The 19443-nt window shown below is 40.5% G+C and carries 17 protein-coding genes and 1 pseudogene; 16 read left to right on the top strand and 2 right to left on the bottom strand.

Going from position 1 to position 19443, the window contains the following annotated elements; genetic code table 11:
* The 15 genes and pseudogenes from DW640_RS05270 to folK all read left to right on the top strand — a co-directional run.
* Positions 1-257: pseudogene (locus tag DW640_RS05270) on the top strand (N-acetylmuramoyl-L-alanine amidase); the annotation flags it as partial.
* Between the two features lie 5 nt (positions 258-262).
* Positions 263-358 (top strand): smalltalk protein, encoded by a 96-nt coding sequence (locus DW640_RS23525; protein WP_149192781.1) that lies wholly within the window; start codon positions 263-265, stop codon positions 356-358.
* A gap of 112 nt (positions 359-470) precedes the next feature.
* The gene (locus DW640_RS05265; RefSeq protein WP_048699344.1) at positions 471-3617 is read left to right on the top strand and encodes a hypothetical protein; all 3147 of its coding nucleotides are present in this window, start codon (positions 471-473) and stop codon (positions 3615-3617) included.
* 197 nt (positions 3618-3814) lie between these two features.
* Positions 3815-7615: a JAB-like toxin 1 domain-containing protein gene (locus DW640_RS23930; protein ID WP_370448813.1), complete on the top strand. Its 3801-nt coding sequence runs from the start codon at positions 3815-3817 to the stop codon at positions 7613-7615.
* A 7-nt stretch (positions 7616-7622) separates the two neighbouring features.
* Entirely contained in the window at positions 7623-8663 is a 1041-nt protein-coding gene (locus DW640_RS05255) for an Imm65 family immunity protein (protein ID WP_225637758.1), read from the top strand.
* 169 nt (positions 8664-8832) lie between these two features.
* Positions 8833-9678 (top strand): RHS repeat-associated core domain-containing protein, encoded by an 846-nt coding sequence (locus DW640_RS05250; RefSeq protein WP_370448814.1) that lies wholly within the window; start codon positions 8833-8835, stop codon positions 9676-9678.
* Positions 9679-10451: 773 nt separating this feature from the next.
* Complete coding sequence (locus tag DW640_RS23925; protein WP_206665472.1) at positions 10452-10613, top strand: hypothetical protein; 162 nt, start codon at positions 10452-10454, stop codon at positions 10611-10613.
* Positions 10614-11507: 894 nt separating this feature from the next.
* The gene (locus DW640_RS05235; protein ID WP_022471749.1) at positions 11508-12407 is read left to right on the top strand and encodes a methyltransferase domain-containing protein; all 900 of its coding nucleotides are present in this window, start codon (positions 11508-11510) and stop codon (positions 12405-12407) included.
* Between the two features lie 3 nt (positions 12408-12410).
* Positions 12411-13292 carry an ABC transporter permease gene (locus tag DW640_RS05230; RefSeq protein ID WP_008762817.1) on the top strand — a complete coding sequence of 294 codons (882 nt, stop codon included), beginning with the start codon at positions 12411-12413 and terminating at the stop codon, positions 13290-13292.
* Positions 13293-13341: 49 nt separating this feature from the next.
* A complete protein-coding gene (locus DW640_RS05225; RefSeq protein ID WP_008762818.1) occupies positions 13342-13575 on the top strand; it encodes a DUF3098 domain-containing protein in 234 nt (77 codons plus the stop codon).
* Positions 13576-13587: 12 nt separating this feature from the next.
* The gene (locus tag DW640_RS05220) at positions 13588-14382 is read left to right on the top strand and encodes an undecaprenyl-diphosphate phosphatase (RefSeq protein ID WP_008767449.1); all 795 of its coding nucleotides are present in this window, start codon (positions 13588-13590) and stop codon (positions 14380-14382) included.
* Between the two features lie 52 nt (positions 14383-14434).
* Entirely contained in the window at positions 14435-15157 is a 723-nt protein-coding gene (truB, locus tag DW640_RS05215; protein ID WP_048697329.1) for a tRNA pseudouridine(55) synthase TruB, read from the top strand.
* A 17-nt stretch (positions 15158-15174) separates the two neighbouring features.
* The gene (gene queA, locus DW640_RS05210) at positions 15175-16233 is read left to right on the top strand and encodes a tRNA preQ1(34) S-adenosylmethionine ribosyltransferase-isomerase QueA (RefSeq protein ID WP_008762821.1); all 1059 of its coding nucleotides are present in this window, start codon (positions 15175-15177) and stop codon (positions 16231-16233) included.
* Between the two features lie 16 nt (positions 16234-16249).
* Positions 16250-16585, top strand: coding sequence for a hypothetical protein (locus DW640_RS05205; protein WP_008767450.1), 336 nt, complete (start codon positions 16250-16252; stop codon positions 16583-16585).
* Positions 16586-16592: 7 nt separating this feature from the next.
* Positions 16593-17075 carry a 2-amino-4-hydroxy-6-hydroxymethyldihydropteridine diphosphokinase gene (gene folK / locus DW640_RS05200; RefSeq protein ID WP_008762823.1) on the top strand — a complete coding sequence of 161 codons (483 nt, stop codon included), beginning with the start codon at positions 16593-16595 and terminating at the stop codon, positions 17073-17075.
* Between the two features lie 30 nt (positions 17076-17105).
* Here folK and DW640_RS05195 read toward each other — a convergent pair whose 3' ends face one another.
* The gene (locus tag DW640_RS05195) at positions 17106-17297 is read right to left on the bottom strand and encodes a hypothetical protein (RefSeq protein WP_117577499.1); all 192 of its coding nucleotides are present in this window, start codon (positions 17295-17297) and stop codon (positions 17106-17108) included.
* Positions 17294-17497 (bottom strand): hypothetical protein, encoded by a 204-nt coding sequence (locus DW640_RS05190; protein ID WP_225700516.1) that lies wholly within the window; start codon positions 17495-17497, stop codon positions 17294-17296. Before DW640_RS05190 ends, DW640_RS05195 begins: the two co-directional genes overlap by 4 nt.
* Before the next feature lie 237 nt (positions 17498-17734).
* Between DW640_RS05190 and metK the strand changes: the two genes are divergently transcribed.
* On the top strand, positions 17735-19027 hold the full coding sequence (metK, locus tag DW640_RS05180; RefSeq protein WP_008762826.1) for a methionine adenosyltransferase: 1293 nt from the start codon (positions 17735-17737) through the stop codon (positions 19025-19027).
* The last annotated feature ends 416 nt before the right edge of the window (positions 19028-19443 follow it).

Below are 19443 nucleotides of genomic sequence, written 5' to 3'. Positions count from 1 at the left end.
CCCGGACGCCGGAACAGCGTGCTACGCTTCGGCTGCTGATTCATCAGCTGCTGGAGGTATTCCCCGGCTGCCGGGTGTGCGGGCATCGGGATCTCTCGCCGGACAGGAACGGTAATGGAGAGATAGAACCGGAAGAGTGGATGAAGGCGTGTCCGTGCTTTGATGCCGAGCAGGAATTTAAAGAATTTGCGGCAGAAGACACGGAAGAAACACAGAGTAAACTAAACTATTTAAAGAACAAGAAAGGAGGTAAATGATGGCAATGAAGAGATCTGTATGGGATATGATCCTGAAGGTGGTTATCGCGGTAGCGTCGGCTGTGGCAGGCGTATTGGGTGCTAATGCGATGAATCTGTAAGAGAAGTAATTAACGGGAACTCCCTGTCATGGGAATATGCGCGCTACTTTATCGGGCAGGGAGTTTCTTAGTATTGTGATTTTATTTAAGAAACTATTATATATCAAAGAATATGAAAAAAAGACTACTATCAGTATTTGTTTTTCTGGCAATATTCAGTTTCAACTGTATAGGTCAGCAACAAATACCTATTAAAAATGTACCCAGTCCGGAAATAGCCGGTTTGGGAGAATATGGAAAAGTTCCAGTTAGTTTATATACGGGAGTTCCGGATATATCCGTGCCTATTTATGAATTGAAAGCTGGTAACTATTCGTTATCACTTGCTGCAAGTTATCATTTGGCTTCGGTAAAGCCTAATTCCCAGTCTGGTTGTCTTGGACTTGGATGGAATCTTATAGCAGGCGGCTATATTACACGTTCTGTTCGTGGAATGTATGATGAGAAATGTCAATCAAATGGATATGCTCCGGGTTATTATGCACATGCTTCTAAATTGAAAAATATCAGTAATGAACAGTTTAAAGCAGAAACGATGCATATACAAAGCACGGAAAATGATTATTATGAATTAACTGCTGACGAATTTTCGTTTAGTGTTTGTGGTTATTCTGGAAATTTCTACTATGCCGGTAATGGAGAGTGGAATGTTGTTTCTGATCAGGATATACGTGTGGAATTTAATCCTGTTGATGGGGAAGGCTTTCTTAGTTTGTCGGAAGTCGGAAAACGTCTTGATGTAAGTAGATGGGGAGCAAGCACAAGAAACAATCGTTTTTTCAATAAATTTACGCTGATTACTCCTGATGGATGCAGGTATGAATTTGGTGGAATCAACGCTACTGAATATAGTATTCCTTATTATGCCCGCTATAACAGTGATTTAATAGCTACTACCTGGAGGTTGTCCAAAATAACAACCGTAGACAAGCGGGTAATAGAATTCAGTTATGACACTTCAGCTATCATGTGTGATCTTCGTTATGTACCCCAACAGAAAGTGGTGACCAACATACCATGCACTTATAGTGGTATACAAAGTGGGCGTTCAGGGATGACTGGGTATCTGCTTTTCCCAGTTAATTTAAAGACTATAAAAACACCTAACGAGATATTGGAATTCAATTATTACAATGAATACGGATATGGAGATAAGTTTGTTGATAGTTATTTGGCATGGAAAGACAATGCAAATTATGACCGTCAGGATATAGATAACATGAATTTTGAAGACCCGGCTAATCAATTTACTCTGTTTTTAGGAAACCAAATTGATAATACCGATCAGGCAACATTGCGTCAATCGATTAAATCAAAACTACAACATAAAATTCTTCATTGTATTTATGTGAAAGGAAAGAACTCCAAGGCTTTGAAAACTATATATTTTGACTATGCAAGGAATAATCGTACTAAATTGTCTTTAATTACGGAACGTTCAGGGAATCCGGATTTGATCCCTAACTATGTATGGCACCCACATGGATTTTATTTTCTTACTTGGTATAATATACCTGAGAATTTGACCGGAGGTCGCGTACCTGAATATCGTTTTCTTTATAATTCGGAAAAACGTATGCCAAATGATTATGTACGCCCGATTGCCGATTCGTGGGGATATTATACAGGAGGAAGTGTTGCTTTTGCCGAGATACCTAATTTTTCTCAGACTTATAGTAGTTTGCAATATACTTTGGCAGAGGTCTTGACGGAAGTCATTTATCCAACAGGTGGAAAAAGCCGTTTTGAATATGAATTGAACAACTATTCAAAAGTGGTAGCTCCTTCTTTGATGTCATTAACAGACAAAAGTGGTACTGCAGGCGGTTTGCGTATTCGGCGTATTACCAATCTGGATAATGAAGATAATGTGCTTGGTGCCAAGCAATATTACTATTCGAATACCCGTGACCGATTTGGAAAAAGTAGTGGAATATTGAAAAGTCTTCCTGTTAATGAGATGGTGTATACTCTTAAGGATGGAGATAAGGAGCCTGATCCTAAGAATGCAATATCGTTATATCTCAAATCAAAGGGAGGTTTTTTCCCATCAGTTACTAATCTGAATACACCGGATGTAGGTTATTCTTGTGTAATTGAAGAAGCGTTCGACAAAGATAATAAGTCGCAAGGTTATATTGTGCGTCATTACTCTAACTATAATGAGGATATTTATGGTAATACTCATTATGACGAGCTTGCTTTTTATTCTATGTTTGAAGGGAACTCTTATACAATGCCATTTAGCAGTCGTTCTATGGAGAGAGGAAAGTTGTTGTCTGAAGAATACTATGATGTCAATGATCGTTTGCGAAAGAAGGTGAATTACCGATACAAAGAGGTAACTCCAGGCTCATTTGTAACAGCTGATCAAATGGTGTTGTTCTTTTGTACAGATTTAGACAATTTCATGCTAGGAAAAGTGGGGACTTTAACTCGTACATATACACATGCTTATCTGACCGACTCTGTTATAGAAACTCTTTATCCTCAATCGGGAAATACGGCATTTGTTATAGAAAAGGCGTATCAATATAATAAGTATAAGCAGTTAAGCCAAATAGCCGGTAGAAACAGCGATGGAAAAAGTACTCTGACAGAATATGTTTATGCTGCAACTTTACCGGAATATAAATGGATGGAAGAAGCACATATACTATCTCCGGTTTCTAGTAAAAAAGAACAGACAGGCGGCTCTTATTTAAAAGAGGTATATCAGTATATGGGTCCTATACCTTATATAAAGCAGATTAGTACAGATAGAGATGGTTATGTGCATAAACATTACACTGTGCAGGCTGTGGATGGTTATGGGAATCCTATATATCTTCACGAAGAGTCAACGCCCGTTGTATTGATATGGGGAGCTGAAGGTCAACGGTTAATATCACGGATAGAAAATGCCACTCTTAATCAAGTGGAAGAAGCATTGGGAATGAATGTGAAGGATTTCTCTTCATCCGATATCTCTGCAACTAATTTGCTAAAAATAGAAAATATCAGGCATAAGATATCCGGAACGCATTTCTATATTTACAAATATACAAATGAGTTGCGTTTGGTCTCAGAAACAAAGCCTAATGGAATCACTGTGTTTTATAAATATGATTTTCTGGGTCGCCTGACAGAGAATTATATTATGGAATTTAAAGATGGAGATTATCAAAAACGGATATTAAATATATATGATTACAATTATTATTATGGCTCCAAGATTGAAAGTGGAGAAGTAGCCATAGAGAAAGGAGGACAACTATGAAATTGCATAAAATAATATTACTTCTAATTTTGCTGTCAGGATTTTCGATAGAAATACCTGCGCAGAATTCTTTGCAGAATGAGATAGGTAAGCTCGAATATGACACGTTGAAGAGGGATATGGTTAAAACAAAACATCTGGACCATATAAACATTTCTGATACATCGTCAGTGAGTTGCGCAAACTACTTGTTTCGTGTGAAAGAACCATTATATATTTCTTTTAAGTCTAATTATTTCACTATGGGAATGGAAATGGAGAAAGTTCCGGGACAATTGGAATGTCAATTAAAAATAACAGATGATAATTTGCTCACTAATCAGGTGTATTATCAGAATGCGAAAAGTGTTGATCCGGATTCTTTATCATCAGTGAGTTTCACTGATACTCTTTTGTTATTTGCCGGTACATATTGTTTGACATCGACTGTAATAGAAAAGAACAAAGATATTCTTGTTCCTGATGATAATGGTGTGAATGCTGCAAGTGTATTGAAAACTAATACTTTTGATATTAAACCGATCGACCCGCATGAACCAATAAAGCCTTTTCCGCCGATTGATCCTTTTCCGCCAATAGATCCGGTCTTGCCGATGGACTCAATTCGACCACTTCCTTTATTTTATATCATGACTCTGTCAATAGAGACAAAAGGACTTGCTCCGGAAGAACAGCCGATGCCGGCTATTCCTTTTCCTGCAATAAATTGGGGAAATGATCTATTGCCCGAACGTTTTGGCAAAAATGCTGTTTCTGTTTTCAAGAGTAGGACAGGAAATAAGGAAGAAGGTATGCTTGTGGTTAATTACTATGATGGGCTGGGGCGTTCGAAAGAAACGGTACAACAAGGTGTGAGTCCTAGTCATAAAGATTTAGTAACCCTACAAGAATATGATGGGTGGGGGCGTAAAGCCAATACATGGTTGCCAGCTGTAACGACACAAAACACAGGTGATTTCATATCTGTAGCTTCTTGTGGAGAATTGGCACGCAATACTTATGGAGGAGATGCTTATCCGTATTTAACCTTTACCTACGAAAATTCTCCTTTGGAAAAAGTAATTAAACAGCATAATCCGGGGAGAGTATGGCGTGAAAATGGCAGATCATTGAAAATAGATGAGTACGTTAATATCGCTGGTAATGATACTTTAGGTTGTTTCGGTTTTCAATTGATCAATGGGGCAAGAGAAGCATTAAATATTAGTGTAAGTAAACAGTATGAAAATGGAAGCTTGCTTGTTACACGCTCAGAGGATGAAGATGGAGTCACTTTGTTTGAATTTAAAGACCGTTTGGAAAGAACCGTTCTGGAACGTCGTATAGAATCAAGACTGAAAGGGGATAAGCAATTGTCGGATACTTACTATATTTATGATGATTTGGGAAAACTTTGTGCTGTTCTTCCTCCTGCATTGTCCGATCAGTTGAGTGTAGGTAATATTCCTGCAGAAAAACTCGATATGTATGGATATTTGTATAAATATGATGTGGCGGGAAACCTCATGGCTAAAAAGCTTCCAGGAATTTCATGGGAATACTATGTCTATAATGTAAACAACAATCTTATATTTAGCCAGAATGGCGAGGAACGTAAAAGAGGAGAATGGAAATTTAGTATTCCGGATGCATTCGGTCGTGTATGCTTGCAGGGAGTATGTAAAGTTGCGATTGATCCGTTTGATAATCCTTATTTAAAACCTATTTTTAGTGGATTGTCGAATTGGTATGTTTGTCAATACGTAGGAAGTACTGAATATGGGGGGTATCAGTTTAGTGGAAGTCTTATGGCAGGATTAGTGGGGCCGAAACCATTAGTTCAGGTAATCAATTATTATGATAACTATGACTTTATGTATCGGACAGATCTTTCGGCAAGAGATGAATTTAGATATACCCATGAAGAAGGTTTTGCCGCTACGTCATCCAGTGCTAAAGGAATGTTGACAGGAATAGCTAAGTTGCATACGGATGCATACGATCAGTATCGTAATGGTGAATATGGAGTGGATTCTCCCTACAATTACTCAGTGATGTATTATGATGATCGTGGTCGCCTTTCTCAAACTGTTTCTGACAACCATTTAGGTGGTATGGACCGTGATTTCTTTTCCTATGATTTTAATGGGAACGCCTTGCGGCATTTACACCGTCAGACCGGGGCTGGAAATGAGATTTTGAGTGACAGTTATACCTATGAGTATGATCATGCCGAACGTCTTGTAAAGGCGCTGCATCGTTTGGGAGATGCTCAGGAAGTGATTCTTATTGACAATGTGTATGATGATTTGGGACGCTTATCCCGGAAGACGTTCCATAACGGTCTGTTGAATACGTCTTATTCGTATAATATTCGTAGTTGGCTAACTGGTATCACTGGTTCATCTTTTGAGCAAGTATTGCATTATACGGACGGAACGGGTATTCCATATTACAATGGTAATATCAGCAGTATGGTTTGGAAATCGGGTGAAGATGATATAATGAGAGGCTACCACTTTACTTATGATAATTTGAATCGTTTGACGAATGCGGTGTATGGAGAAGGCAGTGTTCTCGTTCAAAATCAGAATCGCTTCAATGAACAAGTAACCGGATACGATAAGATGAGTAATATTTTAGGGATCAAACGTTCCGGACAGACTTCATCTACCGGATACGGCTTGATAGATGATCTGGCAATGTCCTATAATGGGAACCAACTAAAATCAGTATCAGATAGGGCTACAAATTCTGTTTACGGCAATGGCTTTGATTTCAAAGACGGAGTAAACAAAGAAGCTGAATATGAATATGATGAAAATGGTAATATGACGAAAGATTTGAACAAGAAAATATTGAATATCCAATATAATTGTTTAAATTTACCGAGTCGTATAGAATTTGAAAACGGTCATGTCATTTCTTATCTTTATGATGCTGATGGAATAAAACTTCGTACGACGCATATCATAGGGAGTGATACTACAGTAACTGATTATTGCGGCAATGTGATCTATGAAAATGGAATCCCTGTCAAGTTGCTTACAGAAGCTGGCTATGTTACACTGGACGATTCTAAGTATCACTATTTTGTCCAGGATCATTTGGGTAATAACCGTGTGGTTGTAGACCAGAGTGGTAATGTTGAAGAAGTGAACCATTATTATCCGTTTGGCGGTCTGCTATCAAGTTCGGTAAGTAATGCTGTGCAGCCTTATAAGTATAACGGTAAGGAGCTGGATAGGAAGAATGGTCTTGATTGGTATGATTATGGGGCGCGTATGTATGATGCTGCATTGGGTAGATGGCATGCGGTTGATCCGATGAGTGAGAAGTATTATAGTTGGAGTCCGTATACTTATTGTAAGAACAATCCTGTGTTGAGGATAGACTTAGACGGAAAGGATGATTATGTTATCAGCAGATCAGGAAGATTATTTAATGAGACTCCTATTGATAAGAGAGGTAAAGGCTCAACAGATAATTTATATCTTTCCAGTGATCGTTCTATTTCAGTAACTGTAAATCAGGGGTTACTTGGGGAAATACATAGTATGCAGGCGAAAGAGCAGAAGGAAAATCGGGTGAAGAAATCTTATGGAAGTACTCAAGATTTGGAGACAGCTGCTACTGTTTTTAAATTTGCTGCTGATCACACAACTGTTGAATGGAAGTTAGATGTTTATGATGATAATGGTACAAGAACAGCTGTTGTTGCGACAGATCGAGATCCATATGGGGTAGATAATGGTGTATATGCTCAAAATAAACTTTCTGTGAAAGGAGAAAAAGTTATAGATATTCATTCTCATTTGCTCGGAGGAACGAAAGGTGGAGCTGGTAATGATTTTAACTTAGCTAAGCCACAACGTAAGAATGCTGTGTATATGAAAGATAACCGTGTGAGTACTGATAAAAAGGGTATGATATATGAATATACCAAAAATGCAAGTCGGGTAAATTCTATTCGTGTATATGATGCTACAGATTTATTGCAATATATAAAACGTAAATGATATGCTTATGAGAAAATTAGTCTATGTTGTTCTATTAATTATACTGGGGGGATGCATATCCCCCTCCCCTTCTTTGGAAGATATTCATCAGCGTGTAGCAAAACAGGTGGAAGTGCTGATAGATAGTGGCTATTTACTTACGACATATATAGAAATAGATGAAGTGTTTTCGACAGATTCTAATTCACTTTATTATATCGGTGAATCAGATTCTCCTGGTTCTGATGGTGCTGAGTTACCTTCCAGAGTGATAAAGTATAAAGAAAGATATCTTTGCTTTATCGAATTAGATGAGCCTGAAATGTCACGCACAGAATTGTTTGAGAGAGGTTTTGTTTCGGACTCTAACTTTCATGAAAATTTATGTTTAAACAGAGGTCGTGATTGGCTGTTGGCTCTTCGAAAATATGAAGATAAACATATCTTAGTAAAGATGTTGCCTAATTATTATCGTCTATTTGAATATCCGGAACTTTGGTCGTATTTTTCTGGAGATATACCCCAGGAGAAAACTGCATTGATGGGATTGACTTCGCACGATATTATTGTTCCCAGTTCATATATTCCGGACCTTTTTGAACTTGAGATTGATAGTCTGAAGAATTATGTAGAAAGATTCTCAGGAGAAATATTTGTAAGAAATCAGACTGATTCCGTTTTGCTATTATCGAGGAATTCAGCGAGGAGTATGTGCTATGCTGTAATAAATGGACCGGATACATTAAAATTGGTTTTGAGGGATTCACTTCCAGTTGCTATTGCCCCTCATGATTTTAAATCCTTGAAATATGATAGTGAACCTCCCCATTCATTTCTTCAGAATTTACCGGATAAGGATATTTGGATGTCTATGTATAAGCTGTTTAGCGATTCGACTTTTTGCTTCTTGAATATTAATAATATCCCACAGAAATTTAGAATAATGCATAATGATGCAGTTTATTCGAGTGACTTAAGAGATTCTTTATCAAAAAGGGTAAGGTATATTTATAATAAAGGGGTTTATGATAAAGAAGAGAGAATACGACGTTTTTTTAAGTGGGATTAGAATTACAGCAGTTTAAATGAAGTTGGCTATATTGAAGATGGGCAGTATTCTTTTTATCTTCAGGATCATCAGGGTAATAGCCGTGTGGTAGCAAAGTTTGATGGAACAGTTGTCCGGACTAATCACTATTATCCTTATGAGGTGTCATTTGCAGAGAGTACATTAGTAGATAAACATTCGTAAGTATAACGGTAAAGAACTTGATAGGAAGAATGGTCTTGATTGGTATGATTATGGGGCGCGTATGTATGATGCAGCGCTTGGTAGATGGCATGCGGTTGATCCGATGAGTGAGAAGTATTATTCAATTAGTTCGTATGTATATGGATTAAATACACCACATAATTGTATTGACCCCGATGGGCAGAAGATTATTTTTGTTAATGGGTATTTAGGGTTTGGATCTCCTAGAGGAGGTGGCACTTATTGGGGAGGAGTAAATAGTTCTTTTGTTAAAGGTGCAAAAAACTTTTTTAATGATCAAAGTGCCTATTTCACCGACTTTGATTTTAACTATTTGCGTAGTTCTACCTTTTTAAGAAATTTAGATGGATATGCATATGCTAAAGAAAATTACAAACAATTGATAATGGGTATGAATCCACAAGAGGATGTATTCCGAATTATTTCTCATAGTATGGGAGGTGCTTTTTCAGAAGGTATTGTTCGATATTTAAAAGAGCAAGGTTGGAATGTTGATTTCTCAATTCATCTAAATACATGGTTGCCTTCTGAATTGATGGGCTCGGTTGGAACATTTTTGATTGATGCTACGATTACTAATGATTGGGTACAAGGATTAAGTCTTCCAATAGATGGTAGCAGAGATATTCCTAATGCGAATTATAAAATAAGAAAGAAAAGCAATGAAGGGTATCAATATAGGCATAGAGATTGGATTGATAGTGGAAGTTTTTGGAATGCTAACAATGGTATAACTTGGAATCAACTTATGCCAATCTTAGATTCATGGTTAATACAAAATCCAAATATACAAATAAATTATGGACAATAACATATTGAAAATTATTTTCAGAGTAGTTGCAGTGCTACTAAGTTTAGGTGCATTATTTTTTCAATTAATTAATTTTGTTTTTGGGACTATGGTTAAAAATGTCTCAGATATGCAAGATGATTATTGGTATTATGGTACAGAACTTATACCTCATTTATTTACGATTATTATTATTATCTGGTTTGTAGTATTCCAAATAAGGAAGATTATAAATATGAAATAATTATAGATATTTTGATATAGATTGGCCTCTTGCATTAATAAGTGTTACCCTGACATGAAACGATATATATACTCATGTTGGGGTACCTTTTATTCGAGGAGCTATGTGAAAATTGATTTATTTAGATAATATGAATTTTAATACTGAATTAAAAAAGAATATAGGTTGTAACATCGTATATAGTAGTTCTGATGGAGGTAATTACTCAATTATTCTTATGGAATTTGATAGTGGGAATCGTATAATGACATATTGCTATTGGGAAGTTCAGAAAGATGGAAAATGAATTGCTACATCAGAAGATGATATTACAGCTGTCATGGTTTGATGGCACGAACAATTTGACTTTTCGAGAGTCAAAAGGTTGTGGATCTTGAAATAGATGAATCACTTAATTTATTCATTGAAGTAGAGGATGGGTTGAAATAAAGTAAATTTTTCATTTTGGTGATTATGAGAAAAGTGATTATTTCTTTGATATACGTATCAATAGTATTGACTATTCCCCTGGCAGTTGCCTGTCAGGGGGTAAATTTTACCTACCAATGCTATGAATTACAAAGATAAATATATTCTTTTTTATTTGGAAGGGAAAAAAGCGCTGAGTGAAAAGAGAGTTAGTAGAATATTAGGTATTTCATATCCAGATGATATGCCTGATGGCTATCATGGACAAGATCCACGAATATGGGTATACATCAAAGATAAGTAATTAGATAAATCAGCTTTTACACAAATAGGTTATGACACTGAAATTAACTAGAATTTTCATTTGAGATATTTTAATGGTGGAGAAAAAATCCGCTGTAATTGATATCATAGCTTGTGGTAGCCTATTAAATTAGAAGATACGTTCCCGCATGAATACCCTCACAAATTATATGTTCTATTTTGAAGATTACTTTTAAAAAGGGGATGTTCAGACTTATCCTGATAGAAGAAATACTGCATAAAAAGCTGCAAGAATATGCAGGAATGATCTTGCTTTTGGATATAAATAGGTGAAATATGCATGATAACTACCAATGTTAGGAGACGTTTCATTTAAAGAAAAGCTTCGTTGGTTTTAAAGGAACGACTCGTTGGTCGGTGAGAAGCACTTCGCTTCATTTAAAGGAACGGGTAAAAAGGTACTTTGAGTGCTTGTTTTGCTCCGGATGTCGTCAGTTACAGAAGAGTTTGAAAATGTTAGATTGAAAGTTAAATGATGAAATACATATTCGGAATTTATGTTTTTGATCTTATCTGTGTTTTATTGATCGCTATAAAGTAAAATCTGTGTGATTCGGAAATATGCCAATCGCGAATCCTTCCGTTTTTCCTGTTCAGTCCGTACTTGTGTTGTATATTTCTGATTCTACGAGATGATTCCTATCCATTCTTCATGTACTGAGAAATGGCTGTTCTGATTGAGGGAAGTTGATTCACATTTAATTTCATTCTCTGTTTTGAGATACACTTTGAAATAAGTGTCAGAGTAACGTTATATTATTAAAAGTACTTAACGAAAGCCCAATCCATCACTTTTTATTTGTTTCTTTGCACCAAATTCGGGAATAGTGTTGTCTTGTGAATCGAGGCAGCACTTAATTTTGCTTAGAAATTAATGGAGAAACTCATTATAAATGCTTGTCCGGTGTGTGGCAGTACGCACTTGAAACGCGTCATGACTTGTACGGATTTTTATGCTTCGGGCGAACAGTTTGAACTGTGTTCGTGTGAAGACTGCGGATTTACGTTCACGCAAGGTGTGCCGGTAGAAGCAGAGATAGGCAAGTATTACGAGACTCCCGATTACATTTCCCACACTGATACGCGCAAGGGCGCGATGAATACCATCTACCATTATGTACGTTCCTATATGCTGGGTCGCAAAGCGCGTCTGGTAGCAAGAGAAGCACACCGTAAAAGAGGGCGTTTGCTCGATATCGGGACGGGAACCGGATACTTTGCCGACACCATGGCACGCCGTGGATGGAAGGTGGAAGCAGTGGAGAAAAGTCCGCAGGCACGTGCTTTTGCAAAGGAGCATTTCGATTTGGACGTAAAACCCGAATCCGCTTTGCAGGAGTTTGCTCCCGGCAGTTTTGATGTGATCACCCTTTGGCACGTGATGGAGCATCTGGAACACCTCAATGAAACATGGGAAATGCTTCGTGAACTGCTGACAGAGAAAGGGATGCTCATTGTGGCAGTGCCCAACTGTTCTTCCTATGATGCAGGACGTTATGGTGAATATTGGGCGGCATACGATGTCCCCCGCCATCTCTGGCATTTCACTCCCGTCACTATTCAGCAGCTGGCTTCCCGTCATGGATTCATTATGGCGGCTCGTCATCCGATGCCGTTTGATGCGTTCTATGTATCGATGTTGAGTGAGAAACATCGCGGCAGTTCGTGCAGTTTCCTCAAAGGGATGTATGTGGGGACGCTTGCGTGGTTCAGCACGTTGGGGCGGAAAGAACGGAGCAGTTCGATGATTTACGTATTCCGGAAAAAAAGATAGCGCATGGGAAATAAAAACAGATATAAGTCGAAGTCACTGTTCGATATGCAATTCATAACGTCCAGTATCAGTACGACATTGGTGTTGCTGCTGTTGGGGCTGGTTGTGTTCTTTGTGCTCACAGCGCACAATATGTCTGTATACGTCCGCGAAAATATCAGTTTCTCCGTTCTTATCAGTGATGACATGAAGGAGGCGGATATTCTGAAACTCCAGAAGAAACTGAATCAGGAACCTTTTGTGAAGCAGTCCGAGTACATCTCCAAAAAACAGGCTCTGAAAGAGCAGACGGAGGCGATGGGCACCGATCCCGAAGAGTTTCTTGGCTATAACCCTTTCACGGCCTCCCTTGAAATCAAACTTCACTCCGATTATGCCAATTCCGACAGTATCGCGAAGATAGAGAAAATGATCAAGAAGAACTCTAACATACAGGATGTGCTCTATCGGAAAGAGCTGATCGATGCCGTCAATGAGAATATACGGAACATCAGCCTTGTGCTGCTGGCGCTGGCGGTGGTGCTCACCTTCATATCCTTTGCACTGATTAACAATACGATACGGCTTGCCATCTACTCCAAGCGGTTCCTCATTCATACCATGAAGCTGGTGGGTGCCAGCTGGAGTTTTATCCGCGGACCTTTCCTGCGGAAAAACGTGTGGAGCGGCGTATTGGCAGGTATGCTTGCCGATGCCATTCTGATGGGAACTGCCTACTGGGCGGTGACGTACGAGCAGGAGCTGATTCAGGTCATCACACCCGAAGTGATGCTCATTGTCTGCGGCAGCGTGCTGGTATTCGGAATAGTGATAACGTGGTTGTGTGCTTACATCTCGATGAATAAATATCTGAGGATGAAAGCCAATACCTTATATTATATTTAGGAGAATAACATATAGTTGGAAATTTAGTAACTTGTAACAAAATAAGCTTATGTCTGACAAACAGAAATTTGCCTTCGATAAAGTGAACTTTATCTTGCTCGCGATAGGGATGGCGATTGTCATTATCGGATTTCTATTGATGACGGGACCTACGTCGTCCGAAACGGTTTTCGAACCGGATATTTTCAGTGTACGCAGAATCAAGGTAGCACCTGTTGTTTGCCTGTTTGGCTTTATATCGATGATATACGCAGTGTTGCGTAAACCTAAAACAAAAGAATAATAAAAAGAAATTATGAGTTGGTTGGAAGCAATGATCCTCGGATTGATTCAGGGATTGACAGAGTATTTGCCTGTAAGCAGCAGTGGCCATCTGGCCATCGGATCGGCATTGTTTGGGATACAAGGGGAAGAGAATCTGGCATTTACGATTGTCGTGCATGTAGCTACCGTATGTAGTACGCTGGTGATTCTGTGGAAAGAGATTGACTGGATTTTCAAAGGATTATTCAAGTTTCAGATGAACGATGAGACTCGTTATGTGATCAATATCGTGATTTCGATGATACCGATTGGTATTGTAGGCGTATTCTTTAAAGATTATGTAGAAGCTATTTTCGGTTCGGGACTGATGATTGTAGGCTGTATGCTGTTGCTGACTGCTGCCCTGCTGTCATTCTCGTACTATTATAAGCCACGCCAAAAGGATAAGATTTCGATGAAAGATGCCTTTATCATTGGTCTGGCACAGGCTTGTGCGGTGTTGCCGGGGCTGTCCCGTTCGGGATCTACTATTGCTACGGGACTTCTGTTGGGAGATAACAAGGCAAAACTGGCGCAGTTCTCTTTTCTGATGGTGATCCCTCCCATTCTCGGGGAAGCGTTGCTTGATAGTGTAAAGATGATGAAAGGTGAAGATGTAGTAGGGGATATCCCTGCGTTATCATTGATTGTTGGCTTTCTGGCGGCTTTTGTAGCCGGTTGCCTTGCCTGCAAGTGGATGATTAATATTGTGAAGAAAGGAAAGCTGATCTACTTTGCCATCTATTGTGCAATAGCGGGATTGGCGGTAATTATTACGCAGTTGTAAGTCGTGGGTCATTTTACTCCCACTCACAACTCGTTATTTATAACTCTATAACGTGAATTTTAAAAAAGGAGAAGTACTGTTTTTCAATAAACCTCTCGGCTGGACATCATTTAAGGTAGTAGGACACGTCCGCTATCATATCTGCCGCCGGATAGGAGTGAAAAAACTGAAAGTAGGTCATGCCGGAACGCTCGATCCTCTCGCCACGGGAGTGATGATCCTCTGCACCGGCAAGGCTACGAAACGAATAGAAGAATTTCAGTATCATACCAAGGAATATGTAGCCACGCTCCGGCTGGGCGCTACCACTCCCTCGTACGACCTGGAACATGAAATAGATGCCACCTACCCTACCGGACATATCACCCGGGAGCTGGTGGAAGAAACACTGACGCACTTCCTTGGTGCCATCGAGCAGGTGCCCCCTGCCTTTTCCGCCTGCATGGTGGACGGCAAGCGCGCTTATGAGCTGGCACGTAAAGGTGAAGAGGTGGAACTAAAGGCGAAGCAACTTGTTATTGATGAGATAGAGTTGCTTGAATGCCGTCTGGACGATCCGGAACCGACGATCCGAATCCGCGTGGTGTGCAGCAAAGGGACGTATATCCGTGCCCTGGCCCGTGACATCGGCGAAGTGCTTCAGAGCGGAGCCCATCTGACGGAACTGATCCGCACACGTGTGGGGGATGTCCGTCTGGAAGATTGCCTGGACCCCGAACACTTTAAAGAGTGGATCGACCGGCAGGAAATAGAAAACGACGAAGATAATAATTAACGTAATAAGGAATAGATATGAAGCTATCACAATTCAAATTTAAGTTACCCGAGGATAAAATCGCTTTGCATCCTACGAAGTATAGAGATGAGTCGCGCTTGATGGTGTTGCACCGTCGTACTGGAGAGATTGAACACAAGATGTTCAAGGATGTTTTGAACTACTTTGATGATAAAGACGTATTTATATTCAACGATACGAAGGTATTCCCGGCACGTCTGTATGGTAATAAGGAGAAGACGGGAGCTCGTATCGAAGTATTCCTGTTGCGTGAGCTGAACGAAGAACTCCGTCTGTGGGATGTGCTGGTAGATCCTGCCCGTAAAATCCGTATCGGCAACAAGTTGTATTTCGGTGCCGACGACTCGATGGTAGCGGAAGTAATAGACAACACCACTTCCCGCGGCCGTACGCTCCGTTTCCTTTATGACGGACCGCACGATGAGTTCAAGAAAGCCCTCTATGCTCTGGGTGAGACTCCCCTGCCCCATTCCATCATCAACCGTCCTGTAGAGCCGGAAGATTCGGAACGTTTCCAGTCCATCTTCGCCAAGAACGAAGGTGCGGTAACTGCTCCGACAGCCAGCCTGCACTTTAGCCGTGAGCTGATGAAGCGTCTGGAAATCAAAGGTATTGATTTCGCTTATATCACCTTGCATGCCGGTCTGGGCAACTTCCGTGATATCGACGTAGAAGACTTGACGAAGCATAAGATGGACTCCGAGCAGATGATTGTAAACGCGGAAGCTGTCAATACGGTCAACCGTGCCAAGGATAAGGGTAAAAACGTGTGTGCGGTAGGTACAACTGTGATGCGTGCTATCGAAAGTGCGGTGAGCACCGACGGACATTTGAAAGAATTTGAAGGCTGGACCAACAAGTTTATCTTCCCTCCGTATGAGTTTACTGTGGCCAATTCGATGATTTCCAACTTCCATATGCCGTTGTCTACACTGCTGATGATTGTGGCCGCTTTCGGTGGTTACGAACAGGTGATGGATGCTTATCATGTAGCGTTGAAGGAAGGTTATCGCTTCGGTACATACGGTGATGCGATGCTGATTCTGGATAAATAAACGAAAAGATACCGCTATGAAAATCTGTCCCAAATGCCACGAAGAAGTAGAAGATAGCTTTGAAATCTGCTGGAACTGTAATTACAGCTTTCCGGACGATAAGATATTGGATATGACTCCGGCGGAAGAGAGTGATGACAGCGGGCGGTCTATCGACTGTCTGCGTTGTCAGGTCAGGATGGTTTATTCCGGAAAATATGAGTTTCATGAAGGAATGAACACGGGCATTTTTGGAAACTTGTTTGAGTTATTCCAGAATCGCGAAGCATTCGACTTATACGTCTGCCCGAAATGTGGCAAAGTAGAGTTCTTTGTTCCTTTGGACAGGGAGCGGGAGTTTAAGGTAGAATAGACCGGTAATGGCGAAAGTGTATATAAGTCTCGGCACTAATCTGGGAGATAAAGAACAGAATCTCCGGACTGCCGTGCAAAAGATAGAGGAGCAGGTAGGGAAAGTCATTTCCCTGTCTGCTTTTTACATCACTGCCCCTTGGGGATTCGATTCGGAGCATAGTTTCTTGAATGCGGCGGCGTGTGTAGAAACGGAACTGTCGCCTCTGGAAGTACTGCAGAAGACGCAGGAGATCGAACGGGAACTGGGACGTACGCATAAGTCTGTCGGCGGCGTATATAGCGACCGGCTGATTGATATAGACCTGCTGCTTTATGATGATCTGATACTTTCGGTTACTTCTCCTTCCGGAGCAGCACTCAACCTCCCCCACCCTTTGATGGCGGAACGTGACTTCGTGATGCGCCCCTTAACGGAGATTGCCCCCGAACTGGTGCATCCGGTATTGGGAAAGGCAATGAAGGTGCTGCTGGCGCAGATAGAAAAATAATACAGCATTCTCTTCCCCTTGCTTATCCTTTTACTTTTTACTTTTCTTTTCGGCGATAAACCTCGGCAGATAAGCCACACAGCCCACCAATACTGCATATAACAAGTGAAGATCCTGAAACTCAATCTTTAGGAAGTGGCATACAATGGCGTAAATGGCAATGGTGAATCCTATATAAAGCGCCAGTACAAAAAGAGTTCTTAATTTATTGTTGATAATCATATTTTTTTCTGTTTAGGATTAGGATGGCGGAGGAATAAATGACGGTTCAGAAGGCAGATGATAGTTCCGCCGATTCCTCCTTTTGCAAACTCATACATCCATGAAAATTCGTCTCCTTTCCAGAAATAATCCATGACGAGGAAGATGATGACCAGAAGGATAATGGAAAATACATATTGCATTAATGTAATTGTTCTCATACCAATTTCCTGTATATATGTGTTAAACATTGCCCAAAGATAAATATAATCTCCGAATAATACCTATCTTTGTCCCCGAAATGAAAGTGTGGACAGATTTGAGCAGCTTGCAACCACGGAAAAAAATGCTAAAACACGTCTTGTTGACGCCTTTTCGGCAATGCTTCCGCAGCTCTCTTCCTCCCCTCTTTATTTTCCCAATTTTAATTTTCAATTTATAATCTTTAATTTAAAAAGATGGGATACTTATTTACATCCGAATCGGTGTCGGAAGGACACCCCGACAAGGTAGCCGATCAAATATCGGACGCCGTGCTTGACAAACTGTTGGCTTACGACCCCAGTTCTAAAGTAGCTTGCGAAACACTAGTAACTACCGGACAGGTAGTATTAGCGGGTGAAGTGAAAACTAAAGCGTACGTTGACCTCCAGCTCATCGCACGTGAAGTGATTAAGAAAATCGGTTACACTAAAGGAGAGTACATGTTCGAAAGTAACTCTTGCGGTGTGCTTTCTGCCATTCATGAGCAAAGTCCCGACATCAACCGTGGCGTAGAGCGTCAGGACCCGATGGAACAGGGTGCGGGCGATCAGGGCATGATGTTCGGCTATGCAACGAACGAGACAGAAAACTATATGCCGCTTTCGCTTGATCTGGCACACCGCATTCTGCAGGTGCTGGCTGATATCCGCCGCGAAGAAAAGGTGATGACCTACCTCCGTCCGGACGCCAAGAGCCAGGTGACGATTGAATATGACGACAACGGAACTCCTGTCCGTATTGATACTATTGTTGTTTCTACGCAACACGATGACTTTATTCAGCCGGCTGATGACTCTGCCGAAGCACAGCTCAAAGCTGACGAAGAAATGCTGTCTATCATCCGTCGTGACGTTATCGAAATCCTGATGCCCCGTGTCATTGCTTCTATCCATCATGATAAAGTACTGGCATTGTTCAATGATCAGATCGTCTATCACGTCAATCCGACCGGAAAGTTCGTGATCGGTGGCCCTCACGGAGATACCGGTCTGACAGGCCGCAAGATTATTGTGGATACTTACGGTGGTAAAGGCGCCCACGGTGGTGGTGCTTTCTCCGGAAAAGACCCCAGCAAGGTAGACCGTAGCGCTGCTTATGCTGCCCGTCACATTGCCAAGAATATGGTTGCGGCAGGTGTTGCCGACGAAATGCTTGTACAGGTGAGCTATGCTATCGGTGTAGCACGCCCGATCAACATCTTCGTGGACACTTACGGACGTAGCCACGTGAATATGACCGACGGCGAGATTGCCCGTGTGATTGACCAGTTGTTCGACCTTCGTCCGAAAGCTATCGAAGAGCGTCTGAAACTTCGCAACCCGATCTATCAGGAAACTGCCGCTTATGGTCACATGGGACGTGAGCCGCAAGTGGTATCGAAAACGTTCTTCTCCCGCTATGAGGGCAACAAGACCGTAGAAGTAGAACTCTTTACATGGGAGAAACTGGACTACGTGGATAAGATCAAGGCAGCTTTTGGTCTGTAATATTATTTGAAATCAGCTTATAGCTTTACGGCTATTTAGTCCATAGTGAGCCGCAATTTCATCTCTTCTTATACGGGAGAGATGAGTTGCGGCTTTTGTTATTCGGGGTGATGCTATAAGTTACGACTTATAAATAGGTTGAATTTGAACTGTTTATAAGTTATGATTAATAAAATCGTTATATTTGTTGCGGTTGACAAACTTGTAAACAGCAGATGACTATATTTGATTTCTGACACAAAGTATGGGTTGTGGTATATAGTACATGACTTGGTTGTGAGAAGTACTTCAGTTACTGGGTTTCAGTACTACAGTTAGGTTGATGATGTATAACGTTTGGGGCGGAGATGTACAACAATTGAATGAAAGATGTATGACTTTTACTCTATGCTATTATTATCCTGTAATCTGCATTC

Source organism: Bacteroides sp. AM23-12 (assembly GCF_003434395.1).
GTDB lineage: Bacteria > Bacteroidota > Bacteroidia > Bacteroidales > Bacteroidaceae > Bacteroides > Bacteroides thetaiotaomicron.
The sequence above is the reverse complement of the archived record's forward strand: the minus strand, read 5'-3'. Positions and strand labels throughout refer to the sequence as shown.

What these genes read in the sequence shown, in the direction of transcription:
- DW640_RS23525 (WP_149192781.1), top strand. Translation starts at nt 263, where the DNA reads ATGAAGAGATCTGTATGGGATATGATCCTGAAGGTGGTTATCGCGGTA.
- DW640_RS05265 (WP_048699344.1), top strand. Translation starts at nt 471, where the DNA reads ATGAAAAAAAGACTACTATCAGTATTTGTTTTTCTGGCAATATTCAGT.
- DW640_RS05255 (WP_225637758.1), top strand. Translation starts at nt 7,623, where the DNA reads ATGAGAAAATTAGTCTATGTTGTTCTATTAATTATACTGGGGGGATGC.
- DW640_RS23925 (WP_206665472.1), top strand. Translation starts at nt 10,452, where the DNA reads ATGAATTACAAAGATAAATATATTCTTTTTTATTTGGAAGGGAAAAAA.
- DW640_RS05235 (WP_022471749.1), top strand. Translation starts at nt 11,508, where the DNA reads ATGGAGAAACTCATTATAAATGCTTGTCCGGTGTGTGGCAGTACGCAC.
- DW640_RS05230 (WP_008762817.1), top strand. Translation starts at nt 12,411, where the DNA reads ATGGGAAATAAAAACAGATATAAGTCGAAGTCACTGTTCGATATGCAA.
- DW640_RS05225 (WP_008762818.1), top strand. Translation starts at nt 13,342, where the DNA reads ATGTCTGACAAACAGAAATTTGCCTTCGATAAAGTGAACTTTATCTTG.
- DW640_RS05220 (WP_008767449.1), top strand. Translation starts at nt 13,588, where the DNA reads ATGAGTTGGTTGGAAGCAATGATCCTCGGATTGATTCAGGGATTGACA.
- queA (WP_008762821.1), top strand. Translation starts at nt 15,175, where the DNA reads ATGAAGCTATCACAATTCAAATTTAAGTTACCCGAGGATAAAATCGCT.
- DW640_RS05205 (WP_008767450.1), top strand. Translation starts at nt 16,250, where the DNA reads ATGAAAATCTGTCCCAAATGCCACGAAGAAGTAGAAGATAGCTTTGAA.
- folK (WP_008762823.1), top strand. Translation starts at nt 16,593, where the DNA reads ATGGCGAAAGTGTATATAAGTCTCGGCACTAATCTGGGAGATAAAGAA.
- DW640_RS05195 (WP_117577499.1), bottom strand. Translation starts at nt 17,297, where the DNA reads ATGATTATCAACAATAAATTAAGAACTCTTTTTGTACTGGCGCTTTAT.
- DW640_RS05190 (WP_225700516.1), bottom strand. Translation starts at nt 17,497, where the DNA reads ATGAGAACAATTACATTAATGCAATATGTATTTTCCATTATCCTTCTG.
- metK (WP_008762826.1), top strand. Translation starts at nt 17,735, where the DNA reads ATGGGATACTTATTTACATCCGAATCGGTGTCGGAAGGACACCCCGAC.